19 protein-coding genes are annotated in these 19,248 nt (G+C 72.1%); 7 read left to right on the forward strand and 12 right to left on the reverse strand.

What is annotated here, in order from left to right:
* Window positions 1-90 precede the first annotated feature (90 nt).
* Together ACIP84_RS35890 and ACIP84_RS35895 are read left to right on the forward strand one after the other, a co-directional pair.
* Window positions 91-1,293, forward strand: coding sequence for a histidine kinase (locus ACIP84_RS35890; RefSeq protein WP_401803982.1), 1,203 nt, complete (start codon window positions 91-93; stop codon window positions 1,291-1,293).
* 5 nt (window positions 1,294-1,298) lie between these two features.
* Window positions 1,299-1,925 (forward strand): response regulator transcription factor, encoded by a 627-nt coding sequence (locus ACIP84_RS35895; RefSeq protein ID WP_355960275.1) that lies wholly within the window; start codon window positions 1,299-1,301, stop codon window positions 1,923-1,925.
* Between the two features lie 161 nt (window positions 1,926-2,086).
* On the opposite strand, the gene ACIP84_RS35900 is transcribed toward ACIP84_RS35895, so the two are convergent.
* Window positions 2,087-2,413, reverse strand: coding sequence for a DUF5955 family protein (locus ACIP84_RS35900; protein WP_229314796.1), 327 nt, complete (start codon window positions 2,411-2,413; stop codon window positions 2,087-2,089).
* 198 nt (window positions 2,414-2,611) lie between these two features.
* Between ACIP84_RS35900 and ACIP84_RS35905 the strand changes: the two genes are divergently transcribed.
* The 3 genes from ACIP84_RS35905 (at window position 2,612) to ACIP84_RS35915 (ending at window position 6,490) form a co-directional block, all read left to right on the forward strand.
* The gene (locus ACIP84_RS35905; RefSeq protein ID WP_401803986.1) at window positions 2,612-3,238 is read left to right on the forward strand and encodes an NTP transferase domain-containing protein; all 627 of its coding nucleotides are present in this window, start codon (window positions 2,612-2,614) and stop codon (window positions 3,236-3,238) included.
* A 226-nt stretch (window positions 3,239-3,464) separates the two neighbouring features.
* Window positions 3,465-5,096 (forward strand): malate synthase A, encoded by a 1,632-nt coding sequence (aceB, locus tag ACIP84_RS35910; RefSeq protein WP_401803988.1) that lies wholly within the window; start codon window positions 3,465-3,467, stop codon window positions 5,094-5,096.
* 248 nt (window positions 5,097-5,344) lie between these two features.
* On the forward strand, window positions 5,345-6,490 hold the full coding sequence (locus ACIP84_RS35915; protein ID WP_401803991.1) for a GDSL-type esterase/lipase family protein: 1,146 nt from the start codon (window positions 5,345-5,347) through the stop codon (window positions 6,488-6,490).
* 40 nt (window positions 6,491-6,530) lie between these two features.
* Here ACIP84_RS35915 and ACIP84_RS35920 read toward each other — a convergent pair whose 3' ends face one another.
* Window positions 6,531-8,330, reverse strand: coding sequence for a hypothetical protein (locus ACIP84_RS35920; protein ID WP_401803994.1), 1,800 nt, complete (start codon window positions 8,328-8,330; stop codon window positions 6,531-6,533).
* A gap of 192 nt (window positions 8,331-8,522) precedes the next feature.
* Window positions 8,523-9,488, reverse strand: coding sequence for a fibronectin type III domain-containing protein (locus tag ACIP84_RS35925; RefSeq protein WP_355960262.1), 966 nt, complete (start codon window positions 9,486-9,488; stop codon window positions 8,523-8,525).
* Between the two features lie 131 nt (window positions 9,489-9,619).
* Here ACIP84_RS35925 and ACIP84_RS35930 point away from each other — a divergent pair, with 131 nt between their 5' ends.
* On the forward strand, window positions 9,620-10,213 hold the full coding sequence (locus tag ACIP84_RS35930; protein WP_401803997.1) for a hypothetical protein: 594 nt from the start codon (window positions 9,620-9,622) through the stop codon (window positions 10,211-10,213).
* A gap of 28 nt (window positions 10,214-10,241) precedes the next feature.
* On the opposite strand, the gene ACIP84_RS35935 is transcribed toward ACIP84_RS35930, so the two are convergent.
* The 9 genes from ACIP84_RS35935 to ACIP84_RS35975 form a co-directional block, all read right to left on the reverse strand.
* Entirely contained in the window at window positions 10,242-10,889 is a 648-nt protein-coding gene (locus ACIP84_RS35935; protein ID WP_401803999.1) for an aspartate/glutamate racemase family protein, read from the reverse strand.
* Between the two features lie 59 nt (window positions 10,890-10,948).
* Window positions 10,949-12,397: a nucleobase:cation symporter-2 family protein gene (locus tag ACIP84_RS35940; protein WP_401804002.1), complete on the reverse strand. Its 1,449-nt coding sequence runs from the start codon at window positions 12,395-12,397 to the stop codon at window positions 10,949-10,951.
* 304 nt (window positions 12,398-12,701) lie between these two features.
* Entirely contained in the window at window positions 12,702-14,090 is a 1,389-nt protein-coding gene (locus ACIP84_RS35945; protein ID WP_401804004.1) for an 8-oxoguanine deaminase, read from the reverse strand.
* Window positions 14,091-14,138: 48 nt separating this feature from the next.
* A complete protein-coding gene (locus ACIP84_RS35950) occupies window positions 14,139-15,545 on the reverse strand; it encodes a nucleobase:cation symporter-2 family protein (RefSeq protein ID WP_401804007.1) in 1,407 nt (468 codons plus the stop codon).
* A gap of 71 nt (window positions 15,546-15,616) precedes the next feature.
* Window positions 15,617-16,540 carry a factor-independent urate hydroxylase gene (pucL, locus tag ACIP84_RS35955; RefSeq protein WP_355960250.1) on the reverse strand — a complete coding sequence of 308 codons (924 nt, stop codon included), beginning with the start codon at window positions 16,538-16,540 and terminating at the stop codon, window positions 15,617-15,619.
* 5 nt (window positions 16,541-16,545) lie between these two features.
* Window positions 16,546-16,935 (reverse strand): hydroxyisourate hydrolase, encoded by a 390-nt coding sequence (gene uraH / locus ACIP84_RS35960; RefSeq protein WP_030323849.1) that lies wholly within the window; start codon window positions 16,933-16,935, stop codon window positions 16,546-16,548.
* Window positions 16,932-17,456: a 2-oxo-4-hydroxy-4-carboxy-5-ureidoimidazoline decarboxylase gene (gene uraD / locus ACIP84_RS35965; protein ID WP_401804011.1), complete on the reverse strand. Its 525-nt coding sequence runs from the start codon at window positions 17,454-17,456 to the stop codon at window positions 16,932-16,934. The genes uraH and uraD overlap by 4 nt, the downstream gene beginning before the upstream one ends.
* 155 nt (window positions 17,457-17,611) lie before the next feature.
* On the reverse strand, window positions 17,612-17,950 hold the full coding sequence (locus ACIP84_RS35970; RefSeq protein WP_401804152.1) for a helix-turn-helix domain-containing protein: 339 nt from the start codon (window positions 17,948-17,950) through the stop codon (window positions 17,612-17,614).
* A gap of 44 nt (window positions 17,951-17,994) precedes the next feature.
* Entirely contained in the window at window positions 17,995-18,246 is a 252-nt protein-coding gene (locus tag ACIP84_RS35975; protein WP_355960377.1) for a thiamine-binding protein, read from the reverse strand.
* Between the two features lie 140 nt (window positions 18,247-18,386).
* Here ACIP84_RS35975 and ACIP84_RS35980 point away from each other — a divergent pair, with 140 nt between their 5' ends.
* Window positions 18,387-19,238, forward strand: a complete 852-nt coding sequence (locus ACIP84_RS35980) for a TIM barrel protein (RefSeq protein ID WP_401804013.1) — start codon at window positions 18,387-18,389, stop codon at window positions 19,236-19,238.
* Window positions 19,239-19,248: the final 10 nt, after the last annotated feature.

Here is a 19,248-nt window from a genome sequence, read left to right on the forward strand (position 1 = left end):
GGTGCCCCGGGGCATCGCGCCACGGATGGCTCCGTCATCAAACTTTCGGTTGAGCCCGGATTCTCTGCCGCTGTCTACGCTGGAGGGAACATGGATCCCCACTCCTCCCTCCACCCCGCGCCCCACTCCTCGCTCCACCCCGCCCAGCGGCCCCTCACACCCGTCCTGCGCGCGCTGCGCCTCTGTCTGCACCTGCTGATGGCGGGCCTGCTCGTCCTCGCGGCGGTACGCGCCCACTCGGCCACCGGGACGGTGCTCGCGGTGGTGACGGGCGCGGTCTACGCCGCCGGGTCGTCTCTGCCGTCCGTACGGGACTCGCAGCGGGCCGCCGCGGTGTGGCTGGCTGTCCTGGGCGCGTGCTGGCTCGCGATGCTGTGGCTGACCCCGGAGGCGCTCTGGGTGGCCTTCCCGCTCTACTTCCTCCAGCTGCATCTGCTGCCCGCGCCCTGGTCGCTGCCGGCGGTCGCGCTGACGGCGGTCGCGGCGATCCTCTCGTACGTGGGGCACGGCGCCGCGCTCAATCCCGGGGTCTTCATCGGGCCGCTGCTCGGTGCGGCGGTCGCGGTGGCGACGGTCCTCGGCTACCACGCGCTGTACCGGGAGAGCGAGCGGCGGCGGCGGCTCATCGAGGAGCTGATCGAGACGCGGGCGGAACTGGCGGCGGCGGAGCGGCACGCGGGGACGCTCGCCGAGCGGGAGCGGCTCGCCCGCGAGATCCACGACACGCTCGCGCAGGGCCTGTCCTCGATCCAGCTGCTGCTGCGCGCGGCCGAGCGGGCGCTGCCGCCGGGGTCCCCGGCCGCGGACCACATCGACCGGGCCCGGCAGGAGGCCCAGGACAACCTGGCGGAGGCCAGGCGGTTCGTCCGGGCGCTGTCGCCGCCGGACCTGGAGCACGGTTCCCTGGCGGCCGCCCTGGTGCGCCTGTGCGAGCCGGGGGCCGGGCCGCGGGTCCGCTTCTCCGTCAGCGGTACGCCGGTCGAGCTGCCGACCCCCTACGAGGTGGCGCTGCTGCGGATCGCCCAGTCGGCGGTCGCGAACACGGTGCGGCACGCGGGCGCGTCGCGCGCGGAGATCACCCTGTCGTTCATGGACGCATCGGTGACCCTGGACGTGGTCGACGACGGCGAGGGTTTTGAACCGGGCGCGGTGCGGCCCTCCTCCGACGGCGGTTTCGGGCTACCTGCGATGCGTTCGCGCGCGGAGTCGCTGGGCGGCACGTTCACCGTCGAGTCCGCCCCCGGCCAGGGCACGGCCGTCGCCGTGTCCCTCCCCCTCCCCGCTGGAGCGTGAAGAGCATGACCATCCGTCTTCTGCTGGCCGACGACCACCCGGTCGTACGGGCGGGCCTGCGCGCGGTCCTGGACACGGAGCCGGACTTCGCCGTCGTCGCGGAGGCGGCGACCGCCGAGCGTGCGGTGGAGCTGGCCGCGGCCGGGGGTGCGGACGTGGTCCTGATGGACCTGCAGTTCGGCTCCGGGATGCACGGTTCGGAGGCGACGGCGGCGATCACCGCTGTGCCCGGCGGGCCGAAGGTGCTGGTCCTGACGACGTACGACACGGACGCGGACATCCTGGCGGCGGTGGAGGCGGGCGCCTCCGGCTACCTCCTGAAGGACGCGCCGCCGGAGGAGCTGGCGGCGGCGGTCCGTACGGCGGCGGCCGGGCAGTCGGCCCTCGCCCCGGCGGTGGCGCACCGGCTGATGGACCGGATGCGGACCCCGGCGGAGGCGCTGACCAAGCGCGAGCTGGAGGTGCTCCAGCTGGTGGGCGAGGGCCTGTCGAACCAGCAGATCAGCAAGGTGCTGTTCCTGAGCCAGGCGACGGTGAAGTCGCATCTGGTGCATGTCTTCGCGAAGCTGGGCGTGGAGTCCCGCACGGCGGCGGTGGCGACGGCGACGGCCCGCCGCCTGATCAGGCGCTAGGGGTGCCTTGTCGGTCAGGCCGCGAGCCCGGCCTGGTCGGCAAGTCACCCACCCCCAGCCCCCGGTCGCCGCGCCCGTCCCGCCACGGCTGCCCTCGGACTCCCGCCGTACCACAGCCGCCATCGCGGACCTGTCGCGCCACGGCCGCCCCCGCGCGCCCGTCAGTCGACCGGTCCCCGGGGCGTCGGCGGCCCGAAGAGTTCCACCGCACGGCGGACGCCGGCGAGCCCTTCCGCGAGCGCGCTGACGGACCCGACCGATCCCGCGACGAGCAGCAGCGAGCGGCGCAGCCGCCGTACCTCGGGGGCGCCGCTCAGCGCCATCGCGTCGAGCGCGGCGAGTTCGTCCTCGGCGATGCCCCGGTCGGCGAACTCGACCCGGTGGGCGGCCAGTTCACGTCGGAGCCGGGACACGGCGGACCGCAGTTCGGCCACCCTCGGGTCCACGCCCTCGCCGGTCACTCGCCTCTGCCCCACGCTTCGCAACATGGTTCTCCCCCTCGCACGACACTGTGCGCAGAACTCCCTACTCCGCACACCCGGAGCAGCGCTCCGAGCCGACCCCGGGCGGTGGTCGGGCGCCGTGAGTTGCGGGTCAGTTAACTCCTTCGCCACCCCACCGCGCCACCCTTCGCCCGGGTAATTCAGGCGACCGTGTGATTCCGCCTGATGAGGTATGCAGTCCCCATGACAACAGCGCATGACCGAACGGATGTCCACACGCCACTCGTCGCCGGACTGCTGCTCGCCGCGGGGGGCGGGCGGCGGCTCGGGGGGCGGCCCAAGGCGCTGCTCACGCATCGGGGGCGGCCCCTCGTCGAGTACGCCGTGGGGGTGCTGCGCGCGGCCGGGTGCGAGGTGGTGCACGTGGTCCTCGGCGCGTCGGCCGAGGTCGTACGGGAGCGGGCGGAGCTGCCCGGGTGCGTGCTCGTGGAGAACCCGCGGTGGGCCGAGGGGATGGGGTCCTCGCTGCGGGCGGGGCTCGACTCGCTGGCCGCCGATCCGCGCGGGGTCGACGCGGCGCTCGTCCTGCTGGTCGACCAGCCGGGGATCGGGGCGGAGGCGGTGGCCCGGGTCCGGGCGGCGTACGTCTCGCGGGATTCGCTGGCGGCGGCCTCGTACGACGGGCAGCGGGGCCATCCGGTGCTGTTCGGCGCCGGGCACTGGGCGGGGATCGCCGAGCTCGCGGTGGGCGACCGGGGCGCGCGGGACTATCTGGCGGCGCACCGGGATGCGATCACCCCGGTGGACTGTTCGGATGTGGCCGAGCCGTACGACATCGACACCGAGGAGGATCTGGCGCACTTGGAGTGAAAGGCGTGGCACCCAGCGCCATGGTCTGTCGACGCGGAGAATCTCGACGTCAACAAACCATTGAACTTCCACCATGAGGAAACTAGTATCCACTGTTCAGAAGCGCCTGTCCGTTCAGAAGGCGCTTGCGGCCGTATCTCGGCGCCTGCGGCACTGCGTGCCGTCCCGCGACGCCCGGCGGCCGTCTGGCACCGCCCGTGAAGTCCGCTGAAGGAAGTGACAGTTCATGTCCGCACCAGCGCCGTCCCCCCTGGCCGTCGTCGATGCCGAGCCCCTGCCGCGCCAGGAAGAGGTGCTCACCGAGGCCGCCCTGGCCTTCGTCGCCGAACTGCACCGGCGGTTCACCCCGCGCCGGGACGAGCTCCTCGCCCGCCGAGCGGAGCGTCGCGCCGAGATCGCCCGCACGTCCACCCTGGACTTCCTGCCGGAGACCGCGGCGATCCGCGCCGACGACTCCTGGAAGGTCGCGCCGGCCCCGGCGGCCCTGAACGACCGCCGAGTCGAGATCACCGGCCCGACCGACCGCAAGATGACGATCAACGCGCTCAACTCCGGCGCGAAGGTCTGGCTCGCCGACTTCGAGGACGCCTCGGCGCCGACCTGGGAGAACGTGGTCCTGGGTCAGCTCAACCTGATCGACGCGTACACCCGGAAGATCGACTTCACGGACCCGCGCTCGGGCAAGTCGTACGCCCTCAAGCCGGCCGGCGAGCTGGCGACGGTCGTCATGCGGCCCCGCGGCTGGCACCTGGAGGAGCGCCACCTCACCTTCGACGGCCGCCCGGTCCCCGGCGCGCTCGTCGACTTCGGCCTCTACTTCTTCCACAACGCCCAGCGGCTGATCGACCTCGGCAAGGGCCCGTACTTCTACCTGCCGAAGACGGAGTCGCACCTGGAGGCCCGCCTCTGGAACGAGATCTTCGTCTTCGCCCAGGACTACGTCGGCATCCCGCAGGGCACCGTCCGCGCCACGGTCCTCATCGAGACCATCACGGCCGCGTACGAGATGGAGGAGATCCTCTACGAACTCCGCGACCACGCCGCCGGGTTGAACGCCGGCCGCTGGGACTACCTGTTCTCCATCGTCAAGAACTTCCGTGACGGCGGCGCCAAGTTCGTCCTTCCGGACCGCAACGCGGTCACGATGACGGCCCCGTTCATGCGCGCGTACACCGAGCTCCTCGTGCGCACCTGCCACAAGCGCGGCGCGCACGCGATCGGCGGCATGGCGGCGTTCATCCCGTCCCGCAAGGACGCCGAAGTCAACAAGATCGCGTTCGAGAAGGTCAAGGCCGACAAGGACCGCGAGGCCGGCGACGGCTTCGACGGCTCGTGGGTCGCCCACCCCGACCTGGTCCCGATCGCGATGGCCTCCTTCGACGCCGTCCTGGGCGAGAAGCCGAACCAGAAGGACCGGCTCCGCGAGGACGTCTCGGTCGCGGCCGGCGACCTGATCGCCATCGACTCGCTGGACGCCAAGCCCACATACGCGGGCCTGGTCAGCGCCGTTCAGGTCGGCACCCGCTACATCGAGGCATGGCTGCGCGGGCTCGGCGCCGTCGCCATCTTCAACCTGATGGAGGACGCGGCCACCGCCGAGATCTCGCGCTCGCAGATCTGGCAGTGGATCAACGCCGGTGTCGAGTTCGAGCACGCCGGAGAAACGGTGAAGGCCACCCCGGAGCTGGCCCGCAAGGTCGCCGCCGAGGAGCTGGACGCGATCCGCGAGGAGATCGGCGAGGAGGCCTTCGCGGCCGGCAAGTGGCAGCAGGCGCACGACCTGCTCCTGCACGTCTCCCTCGACGCCGACTACGCCGACTTCCTGACGCTCCCCGCGTACGAGCAGCTGGTCGGCTGATCTCACGGCAGCACGGCTGACCCGACGGCCCGCACAGCCGGTCGGACAGCATCTGAGCAGGGCTTCGTCCCCGGTGTCGCACAGCACCGGAGACGGGGCCCTGTTCCCGTTCCTGTGGGACGACAGGGGACGTGACGCAACCGAGATATGCAGCTACCTAGCGGTAACAAGCCAGCGGGTGACAGATTCCGCCATGCCACCGGCCGGCGGCTGTCCCCCACGTCACTGCGTACCGCAGGAGCACAGCCATGCCTTCGTCCCCCCACCGCGCGCTGCGCGCACTCCTGGCACTGTGTACCGCCGCCGGGCTCGCCTCCGTCGCCGCCCCCTCCGCCCACGCGTCCCCCGGTACGGGCCCCACCGCCGTCGTCACCATGGGCGACAGCTACATCTCCGGAGAGGCAGGCCGCTGGCTGGGCAACAGCCTCACCAACTCGGGGAACCGCAACGGCACCGACCGGGCCTGGACGGGCAGCGGTTACGACCCCTCCCGGGTGTACGGCGCCACCGCCGGCGGCTGCCACCGCTCGGACACCGCCGAGGTGCGGAGCGCGGGACCGCTCGCGAGCAGCCTCATCAACCTGGCCTGCTCCGGAGCGACGACCGAGAACGTCGTCCGCGCCTCACAGGGCGGCCGGGCGTACAAGGGCGAGGCCCCGCAGGCCGACCAGCTCGCGGCCGTCGCCGCCTCGCACGACGTGGAGCTGATCGCCCTCTCCATCGGCGGCAACGACCTCGGCTTCGCCGACATCATCGCCACCTGCGCCACGGACTACATCGTCTGGTACTCGTACTGCCACGACGACCAGCAGGCCGAGGTCGACGCCCGGATCGACGGCGTGATGGCGGACGTCGGCCGCTCGGTCGACGAGATCCGGGCCGTGATGACGGGCGCCGGATACGCCTCCTCCGACTACCGGATCGTCCTCCAGTCCTACCCCTCCCCCCTCCCCCGCGCCGCCGAGAACCGGTACGGCGAGAGCGGCTGGACCCGTACGAACACCGGCGGCTGCCCCTTCTGGAACGCCGACGCCGACTGGGCCCGCGACTCCCTCGTCCCGCAGCTCGCCAACCGCCTGAAGGGCGTCGCGGCGGCCAAGGGCGTGCAGTTCATGGACCTGCGGGACGCGCTCCAGGGGCGTGAGGTGTGCGCGAAGGCGAGCCGTCAGGTGACGTCGACGGCGCCGACGTCGGGGGCGACGAGCGAGTGGGCGCGCTGGATCGACAGCCAGAGCACCCAGGGGCTCGTCCAGGAGTCCATGCACCCCAACGCCTACGGCCAGCAGGCCCTCGGCCGCTGCCTGGCCCTGGTCCACGCCCGCCCGACGGGCAACCACAGCTGCCGGAACACGGCGGGGGCGGGACCGTCGGCGATGTATCTCGCGGCGGGATAGCAGCAGCGCGGGACAGGGGCCGCGGCGGCTGCCGCAGCTGCTACGGAGCCAGGCCGAGCGGGCCGAGCACCCGCTCGGCCTCGTGCCGGTCGGCCGCCCTCATCGCCCGGACCAGGGCGGCGGAACCACCCGGCCAGGCGGCGGCCGCGGTGTCGAACGCGGCACGGCGGGACTCCAGGGGCCCCTTCTTGGCGGGCAGCGCGTCGAGCACGAACAGCGCCCGCGCCGAGATCCCCACCTGGATCAGGTCCGAGGGCTCTCCCCGCGCGCGAAGGGCCTGGTGTGCGTACGCGCCGATCACCGGGTCGCGGAGGGCTCCGCGCAGGGCCTCGGGCGGGGCGGCGGCGGTGTCGAGGACGGCGAAGAGCCCACGGGTGGCGGCCGCGTCGGTGGTGCCCGCGTGGACGGTGCCGAGGGAGGCCAGCAGCTGGGACCAGGCGTCGGCGGTGTCCCCGCGCGCGTGGAGCCAGTCGGCGAGCACCCGCGAGGCCACGCACGTCGGCCAGCCCACGGCGGCGGCCACCGCCTCGGCGGCCGACCACGCCCTGGCCCCGGCGGCGTCGGGGGCGGCGATCCCGCGTACCCCGAGGAGATAGCGGACGGCACCGGCGCCGCGGGGGGTGAGCCCGAAGGCGTCTCCGGAGCGGAAGACCAGGCCGGTGGCGGCGAGTCGGTCGACGACGGCGGCGAGGTCACGGGCGGGCCCCACGAGCCGGGCCCGGTCGGCCTCCGTCAGATCGGCCGTACCGAGGAGCCGTACGAGCTCGGTGACGGGCGGAACGAGGTGCGAGGTCTCGATCTCCCCGTCCGGCACCGCCGCCGGCACGGCCACGGGCAGGTCCTCCACGGCCGGATCGACGGCCCAGTCCTCGTACTCGGCGGCCTTGCGGGAGACGGACTCGGCCGAGCAGCCGCGCCGGTAGACCACGTACAGCAGATGCGGAGCCTCGCCCCCGTAGGGCTCGAACTCCTCCTCGGACAGCTCCTCGACGGCGGTGATGAGGGTGTTCGCGTCCTCCTCGACCGGCCCCGCCTCGATCGCGGGTGGCGGGGGTACGGGGACGGCGATGTCGCCGTAGTGGTCGAGGTGCTCGTCCAGGAGGGCGTCGGCCAGGACGAGGTGGGGGAAGTCGTCGGGCCCGGGCGCGAAGCGCGCGTACGGTCCGGCGAGCTGTTCGGCGAGGCCGGCGGCGGTCCACCGGTCCTGGAGCGCGGCGGCCACCTGTCCGATGCCGGTCGCGACGGCGTGGTCGGTGAGCAGCGGCCCGGCGGCGGGCGGCGCCTCGGCGTCCCGTACGTACGCGCGTGTGAGGGCCTCGGCGAGCAGGACGTCGGCGAGGGCCGTACGCCCCATGAGGTCGGCCCGGTGCACCCCGTCGGGCAGCGGCGCCCCGTCGAGGGCGGCGAGCCGGCGCCGTACGTCCTCGGGGTCGGTGAGGTCGGCGCCGCAGGTGCGCAGGAGCGAGGCGTACCAGCGGTGCCAGGTCAGGTTGCCCGGGTCGGTCATGGCCCGCTCGAAGTCACCGGCCGCCTCCCGGACGGCCGCGGCGACCTGCTCGCCCCGGCCCCCGTCGAAGCGCGCCGCGAGCCTGCCCACCACGGCGGGGTAGACCGCGAGCGCCCCGGGCGGCACGTAGACGAAGGTCGGCAGGTCCTCGACGAGCAGCTGCCGTACGAGTCCGGGTGTCGGCTCGGGCACCCCTGACTCCCGGTCGGCCCCCCGGAGGGCGAGGAGACCCAGCACCGCCTCGGCGGCACGCACGAAATCGGGATCGCGGCGCTCGGGTGCTCCGTCGAGGAAGCTGTCGAGCCCGGTGTTGGTGAGAACGGTCTCGGCCACGCTTCCAGGGTAGTTCGGCGGGGGACGAATCGGATGGACGACGCAGGGGGCGGGGGCGGGGAATCGCCGGTGTCAGGGGCGTCTCCGCAGGGCGCGGACGACCTGGGCCCTGTGCTGGGTGTGGCCGGCGCGGGGCGGCCCGGACATCGGCGGGGTGGTTGCGGCCGATCGGCGGGCCGGTCCGCCGCGCCGTCAGCGCACCACCACCGTCCGGGGTGCCGAGAGGTCGCCCCAGGTGCCGTCGGGGAGTTGGGCGCGGAGGGTGACGGTGTAGCGGGTGCCCGGGGGGTCCTGGACCGGGAAGGTGTAGGTGGCGCGGCCGGGGGGCGGGGCGGTGCCCCAGATGATGGTGGTGGCGAACCTGCCGTTGAGGTGGAGTTCGTGGTGGGTCACCGGGCCGCCCGTGTCCGGCGGGGTCCAGGTGACGGTGATCTCGCCCTTGGCCGCCGTCGCGGTGAGGCGGGTGGGGGCGGTGTTCGCCGGGGCGCCGGGGGACGGGGCCGTGGTGAGGTCGGCGGGGGTGCTGTCCGGGGAGGAGTTCTCGGCGGCGTCGCGGGCGCGGACGGTGAACGCGTAGGCGGTGCCGGGGCGCAGGCCGGTGACGTGGGCGGTGGTGGCGGTGCCGGGCACGGTGTGGATGCGGGTGTCGGCCTGGTAGACGTCGTACGCGGTGACCTTGGTGTCGTCCTCGGCCGCGGTCCAGCGGAGGGTCACGGCGCGGCTGCCGTCGGGGGTGGCGCGGAGCGCGGCCGGCGTGGTGGGGGGCGTGCGGTCCTCGGCGGCAGCGCGGAGGGTGGTCGCGGTGACGGTGGCGCTGGGGGGCGAGACGTTGCCTGCGGCGTCCCTGGCCCGGACGGTGAAGCGGTGGAGGGTGGCGGGGGCGAGGCCGACCACGTCGGTCATCAGGGTGGTGGCGGGGAGGTCCTTGACCTTGCGGCCCTCGCTGTAGACCGCGTACCCGGTGACGGCTCGGTCGTCGGTGGCCGCGCTCCACATCACATGGACGGTGGTGGCGCTGCCCGCCGTCGCGGTGACACCGGAGGGGACGGTGGGGGCGCGGGTGTCCTCGGCCTCGGGAACGGCGGCGCCGGAGCACCCGGCGAGGCCGAGCGTCAGCGCGAGGGCAGTCAACAGGCTTGCGGCGAGCGGGCGTTGCACGAGCCGGCCTCCGTCCGTCGGAAAGGTCCAGACCTATATCGCACAGTCGGGGCGGGCTCGGCAAGGGGGCGTTGTCAGTGGCGTGCGCTTCACTGGGATCATCACTCTCCGTAGTCGGATCTGGGGGAATCATGACGGACCGTACGACCTATGTGAGCCACGCCGGGGTACGGCGACGCGGCTGGACCGACGCGATGGTGCGGGAGCTGCTCGGCACACCCGATGTGCAGGGCCGCGACCCGCGCCGCTGGTCCCCCGCGCCCCTGCGGCTCTACCTCCTGGCGCGGGTCGAGACGGTGGAGCGGACACCCGAGTTCGCCGAGACCTCGGCGCTCTCACCGGCCCGTTCCTCGGCCGCCGCGGCCTACGCCGAGCGGCGCCGGGCCGCCGTCCTGGCCGCGATCCGCGCGGAGCCGATCGAGGTGCCCCGGCTGCCCGGTCCGGAGCTGGAGCGGCGGGCGGTCCGGCACCGGCGGCTCCTGGGCGCGCGGAGTGCCGGGACGCCACCGGGAGAAGGGGCTCCGGCCGGCGCGCTCGTGCGGTGGCAGGTGAGCTACCTCCGGCACGCCCTCGCGCGGTACGAGGCACTGCTCGACGGGCTGTACGGCGAGACCGGACGCGGCGAGGCCGAGCGGCTGCTGCGGCGACGGCTGTACGAGGCGATCGGCGCCGCGTATCCGACGCTGGCTCAGGAGTGCCGCCGCAGGATCGCGGTGGAGCGGTGAGCGGGCGCGTGACGGGGGACGCCGGACGTCACCGCCCCAGAGTGCGCGCCAGCGCCCGGCATGCCGCCGGGATCGGGGCCACGATCCTCACCGCGCACCGGGTGCGCAGCTCCTCCGCCGCGTCGCCCAGCGGGCCTCCGCCGATCACGACCGCCCGCGCCCCGTCCCGGTCCACGCACGCGCGGACCGCGCACTCCAGTTCGTCGAGGAGCGACTCCGGTTGGGCGGAGAGGTGTTCCGGGCCGCCCGTCGTCAGGCGGAGGCCCGTGTACCGGTCGGCGAGGCCCAGGTCCTTCACACGGGCCGCGATCGCCTCGGCCAGGAGCGGTGTCGTGGTGGCGATGCCGAAGGGGGTTCCACCGATGGCCGCTTCCCTGAGGGCCGCCTCGCCCAGGCCCACCACGGGCACGTCGGTGGCCGCGCGCAGCTCCGCCGCGCCCGGGTCGCCGAAGGCGCCGACGAGGAGGGCCGCGCAGTCGCCGGCGGCCGTGGCCCGCAGGCCCGCGGCGACGACCTCCCGGGCCGCGGCGTCCAGCGCGGCGGGGTCGGTGAGCATGCGCGGGCCCCGGGTCACCGTCACACCGCGGACGGGGAAGGCGCCGCCCAGGGTGCGCCGGGCGAGGGCGGTCATCATCGCGGTCGTGACGCTGGAGGTGTTGGGGTTGATCAGCACCACGGCCCCGGGCCCCGCGGCGTGCGCGGGGACCGGGGCGTGGGGCGGGTCAGCGAGCGGGTTCAGTGGACGTGCGCCGCCTTCGCCGTGTGGCTGCCGGAGATCTCCTCGCCGGGCTCCATCGGCGCGGTGACGTCGTCGTCGTCCCGGCCCCGGCCCAGGTGGTTGAAGACCACGTTGAGCAGGACGGCCGCGACGCAGCCGGTCGAGATGCCCGAGTCCAGGATGATCTTCGCCGTCTCCGGGAAGGCGTGGTAGAACTCCGGCGCGGTGATCGGGATGATGCCGACGGCCAGGGAGACGGCCACGATGAGGACGTTGTTGTCCTTCTCGAGACCGGCCTTGACCAGGGTCTGGATGCCGCTGGCGGCGACCGAGCCGAAGAGGACGACACCCGCGCCGCCGAGAACCGGCCGGGGGACGACCGAGATCAGCGAGGCGGCGACCGGCGAGAGGCCCATCAGGACCAGGAAGCCACCGCCGCAGGCGACGACGAAGCGGCTGCGGATCCGGGTCATGGCGACCAGGCCGATGTTCTGCGCGAAGGCGCTGCACATGAAGCCGTTGAAGAGCGGGCTGATCGCGGAGCCGAGGGTGTCGGCGCGCAGTCCGGCCGCGATGGTCTTCTCGTCGGCGGGCCGTTCGACGATCTCGCCGAGGGCCAGCATGTCGGCGGTCGACTCCGTCATGGAGACCAGCATGACCACACACATCGAGATGATCGCGGCGAGGGCGAACTGCGGGCCGCCGAAGTGGAACGGCGTCGGGAAGCCGACGATGTCCGCCTCGGTCACCGGGGAGAAGTCGGTGACCCCGAACGGTATGGCGATGAGGGTGCCGATGACGAGGCCCAGGAGGACCGCGATCTGCTTGACGAAGCCGCGGGTGAAGCGGCGGAGCAGGAGGACGACGACGAGCGTGATGCCGGCGAGCGTGAGGAACGTGGTCGAACCGTAGTCCTCGGCCGCGGGGTTGGGCCCCTGGGCCCAGCCGAAGGCGACCGGGAGGAGGGAGACACCTATGAGGGTGATCACGGTGCCGGTGACGACCGGTGGGAAGAACCGCACGAGCCGGGAGAACCAGGGCGCGGCGAGGAAGCCGAGGAGTCCGGCGACGATGATCGCGCCGAAGATCACGGGTAGCGCGTCGGCCTTGTCGTCGGTGGTGTCGACGATGGCGAGCATCGGTGCGACGCCGGCGAAGGTGACGCCGTTGACGAAGGGGAGCCGGGCGCCGATCTTCCAGACCCCGAGCGTCTGGAGGAAGGTCGCGAGCCCCGCGGTGAAGAGGCTGGCGCCGGTCAGGAAGGTGAGTTCGGTGCCGGAGAGGCCGACGGCCGCTCCGACGATCAGGGGCGGGGCGACAACTCCCGCGTACATGGCGGCCACATGCTGGAGGCCGCTGGTGAGCATCTTCAGTGGGGGCAGCGTCTCGTCGACCGGATGCGTCTCGCGGTCGTCGGGGGCGGAGCCTGCGTCTTGTGCATTGCGAACCTGGGGCTTGGCGGCCACGGCGGTTCCTCCGGTCGGTTACACGTCGGCGGTGACGCGGGGTTCAGGGAGGTGGTGCGATGCGGTGCGGGGTGCAGGAGGTGCGGCTCGTTGCGGGGTGGTGCGGGGGTGGTGCGGTGCGCGCGTGGAGAGTCCGCGACACGGGGACGGATGCCCGGTGGGGGTGCGGGCGGATGTCACCGTCCCGGGAGGTGCCGTACGTCTTCTGCGTACGGCACCTCCCGGTCGGGCTGCCGCGGACCCCGCTCGGGTCCGCGGCGACCGACCGAGGGCCGTCCCCCTCGGTCGGACTCCATGGGGAGGGTCAGGCCTGGGCCGCGATGCGGGCCAGACGCTGGGCCTCCGCGCGCGCGTCGCGCGCGATGGTGTCCTCGTCGACGGTGAGCAGTCGGTTGTTCTCGACGATCTGCTTGCCGTTGACGAAGGAGGCGGTGACCGGGGCCGCCGCGCCGAAGACGATGGCGGTGACCGGGTCGGCGATGGTGGAGTGGCCGAGGCCGTCGATCTTCCACAGGACGAAGTCGGCGAGCTTGCCGGCCTCCAGGGAGCCGATGTTGTCGGCGCGGCCGAGGACCTGCGCGCCGCCGTAGGTGCCGAGGCGCAGGGCCTGGCGGGCGTTGAGCGCGGCCTCGCGGTGGGCGCCGAGCCGGTTGATGAGGAGCGCGTTGCGCAGCTCGGTGTGGAGCTCACCGGACTCGTTGGAGGCGGTGCCGTCGACGCCGAGGCCGACGGGTACGCCCGCCTTCAGCATGTCGGGGACGCGGGCGATGCCGGCGGCGAGACGCGCGTTGGACGAGGGGCAGTGCGCCACACCGGTCTTGGTGCGGGCGAAGGCCGCGATGTCGGAGTCGTTCATGTGGACGCAGTGCGCCATCCACACGTCCTCGCCGAGGAAGCCGGTGGACTCGAAGTAGTCCGTCGGGCCCATGCCGAACAGCTCGTGGCAGAACTTCTCCTCCTCCACGGTCTCCGAGCCGTGGGTGTGCATGCGCACACCGAGGCGGCGGCCGAGAGCGGCGCCCTCCCGGAGGAGTTCGGTGGAGATGGAGAAGGGCGAACAGGGGGCGACGGCGACCTGGGTCATCGCGCCGAAGGAGGCGTCGTGGTACTTCTTCACCGTCTCCTCGGTCGCGGCGAGCGCGCCCTCGGTGGTCTCCACGGCGAAGTCCGGCGGCAGGCCGCCGTCCTTCTCGCTGCGGTCCATGGAACCGCGGGCGAGGGTGAAGCGGACGCCCATCTCGGAGGCGGCGCCGATGATGGCACCGGACAGGTCGCCGGAGTTCACCGGGTACACGTAGTGGTGGTCCATGGCGGTGGTGACACCGCCGCGGGCCATCATGGCCAGCGAGCCCTGCGCCGCGGCACGCACCATCTGCTCGTCGATCCGCGCCCAGGTCGGGTAGAGGGCGACGAGCCAGTTGAAGAGGTTGTGGTCGGTCGCCAGGCCCCGGGTGATCCACTGGTAGAAGTGGTGGTGGGTGTTGACGAGACCGGGCGTGACGAGATGGCCGGTGGCGTCGATGCGCCGGACCACGTTCTCCAGGCCCTCGGGAGCCTTGCCGGCGCCGATGGACTCGATCTTGTTGTCCGCGACGACGAGGTAGCCGGAGGCGTACTCGGTGTCGTTCGCGTCGACGGTCGCGATCGCCGCGTTCTCGATGACGATGCGCTGGGCTGCCGAAGGTGCTGCCATGGCGGTGCTTCCTTCATTCCTCGGGGGTGGTGTGGGCACGGCAGGACCCTAGGAGGATTTGAGTGCCGGAGCCGTGTGACGGCTCCGGGTGCCGAGATGGTGGAAGAACAGATTCAGCAGGACGGCGACGAGCGCGCCGGCGCTGATGCCGGAGCCGAGCACGGTCTGTGCCCAGGCGGGGAAGTCGGCGTAGAAGGTGGGCGCGGCGAGCGGGATGATGCCCGCTCCGAGCGCGACCGCCACCAGGATGATGTTGGAGCTGTCGTCGAGTCCGGCTTCCGAGAGGGTGCGGATGCCGCTGACCGCGATCGAGCCGAAGAGGACGATGCCGGCGCCGCCGAGGACGGGCATCGGGACCATGGAGACGACCGCGCCGAGGACGGGGAAGGCCCCGAGGACCAGCAGGGCGCCGCCGGCGACGGCGACCACGTACCGGGAGCGCACCCGGGTCAGCGAGACGACGCCGACGTTCTGGGCGAAGGCCGAGGTCGGGAAGCCGCCGAAGACGGGCCCGAGCAGGGTGGCGATGCCGTCGGTGCGCAGTCCGCGGGTGATGGTCCGGCCGTCGCTGCGCCGCTCGCAGATCTCGCCGAGGGCGAGCATGCCGGCGCTGGACTCGGTCATCAGGACCAGCATCACGATGCACAGGGAGAGGATCGCGGCGGGCTGGAACTCGGGGGCGCCGAAGGCGAAGGGGGCGGGCAGGGCCGCGACCGGCGCCTCGCGCAGCGCGGTGAAGTCGGCCATCCCGAAGGGGATGGCGGCGAGGGTGCCGATGAAGAGGCCGAGCAGCAGGGCGATCTGCTTGACGAAGCCCTTGCCGAAGCGCTGGAAGAGCAGGATGACGACGAGGGTGAAGCCGGCGAGTGCCAGGTACCTCATGGCGCCGAAGTCGGCGGCGGTCCGGTCGCCGCCCTGCGCCCAGCCGACGGGTACGGGCATCAGGGTCACCCCGATGAGGGTGATGACGACGCCGGTGACGAGCGGCGGGAAGAAGCGCAGGAGCCTGCCGAAGAAGGGCCCGACGGCGAGGCAGAACACTCCGGCGACCATCACCGCGCCGTAGATGGCGGGGAGTTGGTGGCCCGGGGCGCTGGTCTCGGCGATGGCGAGCATCGGCGCGATGCCGGCGGAGGAGGCCGCGTTGACGAACGGCAGCCGGTTGCCGGCGAAGTTCCGGACGCCGAGCGTCTGCAGGATGGTGGCGCAGCCGGCGATGAGCAGGCTGGCGGCGATGAGCCGGGTCATTCCGGCGGCGTCCAGGCCGACCGCCTGGCCGATGATGAGCGGAGGGGTGACGACGCCGGCGTACATCGCGGCGATGTGCTGGAGTGCCGCGGGGACGAGCCGCGAGGCGGAAAGCTTTTCGTCCACCGGGTGGACCTGGTCGGTCGTGCCCGGCGGGGTGGAACACGGGCCTTCGGCGGGTGCCGGCCCCTTTGCTGGCTGTGTCATGAGAGTCCCTCCGGTCCGGCGCGGCCCCCGCCCGACTGCGGGCGGGCGGGGGCCGGTCACGCGGACGCCGCTTAGAGGTTGGTCATGTCGACCGGGATCTGCGCCGTGGCTCCGTCGCGGAGGACGGTGGCCTCGATGAGGCCGTACATGCGGTCGGCGGCGTAGTAGACCTCGTTGTCGTTCTTGAGGCCGAAGGGCTCGAGGTCGACCAGGAAGTGGTGCTTGTTCGGGAGCGAGAAGCGGACTTCGTCGATCTCCGAGCGGTGGTTGATGATGCGCGTGGCCATCTGGTACAGCGTCTGCTGGAGGGAGTACGAGTACGTCTCCGAGAAGGCCTCGAGCATGTGCTTCCTGGTCTGCTCGTAGGACCGCTCCCAGTTGGGCATGCGCTGCTCGTCGTCGGTCCAGTTGAACCGCCAGCGGGCGGACACCTGCGTCGCCAGGATGCGGTCGTACGCCTCCTGGAGCGTCGTGTACTGGTCCTTGATGTAGCCCCAGAACTCCGAGTTGGTGGAGTTCATGACCACGAGGTCCTTGAGGCCGGAGATGACCTCCCAGGTGGCACCGTCGTAGGTGATCTGGGTGACGCGGGTCTCCTGGCCCTTGCGGGCGAAGGAGTGGTTGACCTCGTCGGCGCCGATGAACTTGGAGTTGGCCTCGGAGGACGCGATGCGCTCCCAGGAGTACTCCTCGATCCGGATGCGCGCCTTCTTGATCGGCTCCTGGCTCGTCACGAAGTGGCGGGCGAGGTGGATGCCGAACTGCTCGGCGGACTCGATGCCGTACTCCTTGGCGAACGCGAAGATGGTGTTCTTCGTCGTGTCGGTGGGGAGGCAGTTGGCGTTGGAGCCGGTGAGGTGGACGTCGTCGAGGTCGCCGGAGAGGGCGACGGAGACGTTCAGGTCCTTGATGTGGTGGGTGTCGCCGTCCCGCGTGATCTTGACGACGCGGTTCTCTGCTTTGCCGTACTGGTTCTGGCCGAGAATCGTGGGCATGTCTGCTAGCTCCCTCGGTATACGGAGTAGCCGAACGGGTTGAGCAGCAGCGGTACGTGATAGTGCTCGCCCGGCGTGACGGCGAACGTGATCGCCACCTCCGGGAAGAACGCACCGCTGTCCCTTACGCGGGGGGCGTCCTGCTGCGCCTCGGCTTGCTTCTTGGAGAAGTACGTCTCGACCTCGAAGTCGAGGCGTACGTGGGTGGTGCCCTCCGGCAGCGCCGGCAGGTCCTTGCAGCGCCCGTCCGCGTCGGTGGCGGAGCCGCCGAGCGCGACCCACTCCGCGTCGAAGCCGCTGCGGGCCGCGAGCGTGATGGCGACGCCCTCGGCGGGGCGGCCGATGCTGGTGTCCAGGATGTGCGTGGACACCGAGGCCGTGGTGTCGGTGCTCATGCGGAGCTCTCTTCCTCGGAGGTCTCTACGAGACGGGTCAGCCGGATGCGGTTGATCTTGCCCAGTTCGGTGCGGACGATCTCCCGCTCCTCCTCGGGCGAGTTGCCGATCCGCTGCCGGAGCGCGTCGCGCATCTGCTCGCCGGTCCGGCCGGTGGCGCAGATGAGGAAGACGTGTCCGAACGTGTCCTGGTAGGCCAGGTTGAGTTCGAGCATCTCGGCCTTGAGCTCCGCGGAGGCGCCGGCCATCCCGCTCTGTTCACGGGAGGAGGTCGGGTCCCCGGCCTTCGGACGACCGATCGGCGGGTGCCCCGCCATCGCCTCGGCCAGGTCCTCGGCGGTCAGCTCGGCCATGGCGGCGTCGCTGGCGAGGAAGAGCGCTTCGGCGGTGGTGTACGGGCGCTGGGCGAGGATCTCGCTCCCCCACGCCGAACTGGAACACACCTCGTGGAGCGCGGCGAGGGCCTCGCTGTCCGCGGAGGTGTTGAACCGGGTGAGGCCCGGTGTCGTACCTGAAGTCACGGGAAGCCTCCGTGGCTGTTTTTCGCTGTGCGTCGGACGGGCTGCGGATAGCTAACGCCCTCCGCAACACAACGTCAACACTTTGTTGAAAACTCGGCCACACAAAAGCCGTCGTCCCGACATCCGGACGACGGCTTGTGGCCACACATGATCAACTACTCGCCTTTGGCGGCCTTTTCCCTGCTCAGGGCGGTCTCCCTGTTCAGGTAGTTGTACACGGTGAAGCGGCTGACACCCAGTGCACCCGCCACCGTCTCCACTCCATGACGTACCGCGAACGCGCCGCGCGCCTCCAGGAGGCGGACGACCTCCTGCTTGGCCTTGCGGTCCAGTTCGGCCAGCGGCATCCCGTGCCGTCGCTCCATCGCCACGAGGATGTGGTCGAGGGATTCGGACAGCTGCGGCAGCCGCACGGCGAGCACGTCCTCGCCCTCCCAGGACAGGACGACGTCGTCACCCTCCGCCTGCGCGGGGACGAGCAGCTCGGCGCCCATGGCGTCGACCAGCGGCTTCACCGCGGCGACCAGGGGGTGCTCGTTCACTTCCCGCCCTCCCCGATCACATTGACCTGGAGCGAGACACGGGTGGCCCCGGCCGCGAGCGACTTGCGCAGCAGCGCGTCGACGGCGGTGAGCACCTCGTCGGCGCCGCCCTCCGCCGTGTTTCCGAAGGGGCCGACGTCGACCGCGTCCAGCTGGGCCGACTGGACGACCTCACGGGCCACGACCGCGTGCGCCGGCGCCTCGTCGAGGTCGAACGGCTCGGTCGTGAACTCCACTCTCAAACGCACCATGACCCCACGCTACGGCCCCGCTCCCGTCTGCGGGAGCCCCGGACCTGCGGCGACCTCTTGACAACCGACTCCCCCGCCTTGCAACATTCCGTCAGACAGAAACTTACTTCCGCGATACGGAAGGAGCGCCGCCCCTCATGGCCCGCTTCTCAGTAGGCGCAGGCACGGACCAGCGCTTCGATGTGAACCTGTCGATCCTCTTCACGGAACTCCCGCTCCTGGAGCGCCCCGCGGCCGCCGCCGCGGCGGGCTTCACCGCGGTCGAGCTGTGGTGGCCCTGGATCGACACCGCCACCCCCGAGCAGAGCGAGCTCGACGCCCTCAAGAAGGCTCTTGAGGACGCCGGCACCCAGCTGGTGGGCCTGAACTTCTACGCCGGGCAGCTCCCCGGCCCGGACCGCGGAGCCCTCTCCGTACCCGGGAACGAGTCGGACCGCTTCCGCGCCAACATCGAGGTGGCCGCCGACTTCGCCGCCTCGGTCGGCTGCAAGGCGCTCAACGCGCTCTACGGCAACCGCGTCGAGGGCGTCGACCCGCAGATCCAGGACACCCTCGCCCTGGAGAACCTGGTCCTGGCCGCCCGCGCGGCCGACCGGATCGGCGCGATCCTCCTCGTCGAGACCCTCAACAAGCCGGAGTCGCCGCTCTACCCGCTGGTGAGCGCCCCCTCCGCGATCGAGGTCATCGACAAGGTCAACGCGGCGACCGGGCTCGGCAACGCCAAGTTCCTCCTCGACATCTACCACCTGTCGATGAACGGCGAGGACGTCAGCCAGGTCATCGCGGAGTACGCGGCCAAGACCGGCCACGTCCAGATCGCGGACAACCCGGGCCGCGGCGCGCCGGGCACCGGCGACCTGCCGCTCGAACAGCTCCTCGACGAGCTGAAGAAAGCCGGTTACGACGGCTGGATCGGCCTGGAGTACAAGGCCGCCGACGCCGCCGCTTCCTTCGAGTGGCTGCCCGTCGAGGCCCGCCCGGCTCGCTGACGCAGGCCCC

The sequence above is a fragment of the Streptomyces sp. NPDC088707 genome, assembly GCF_044752725.1.
Lineage (GTDB): Bacteria > Actinomycetota > Actinomycetes > Streptomycetales > Streptomycetaceae > Streptomyces.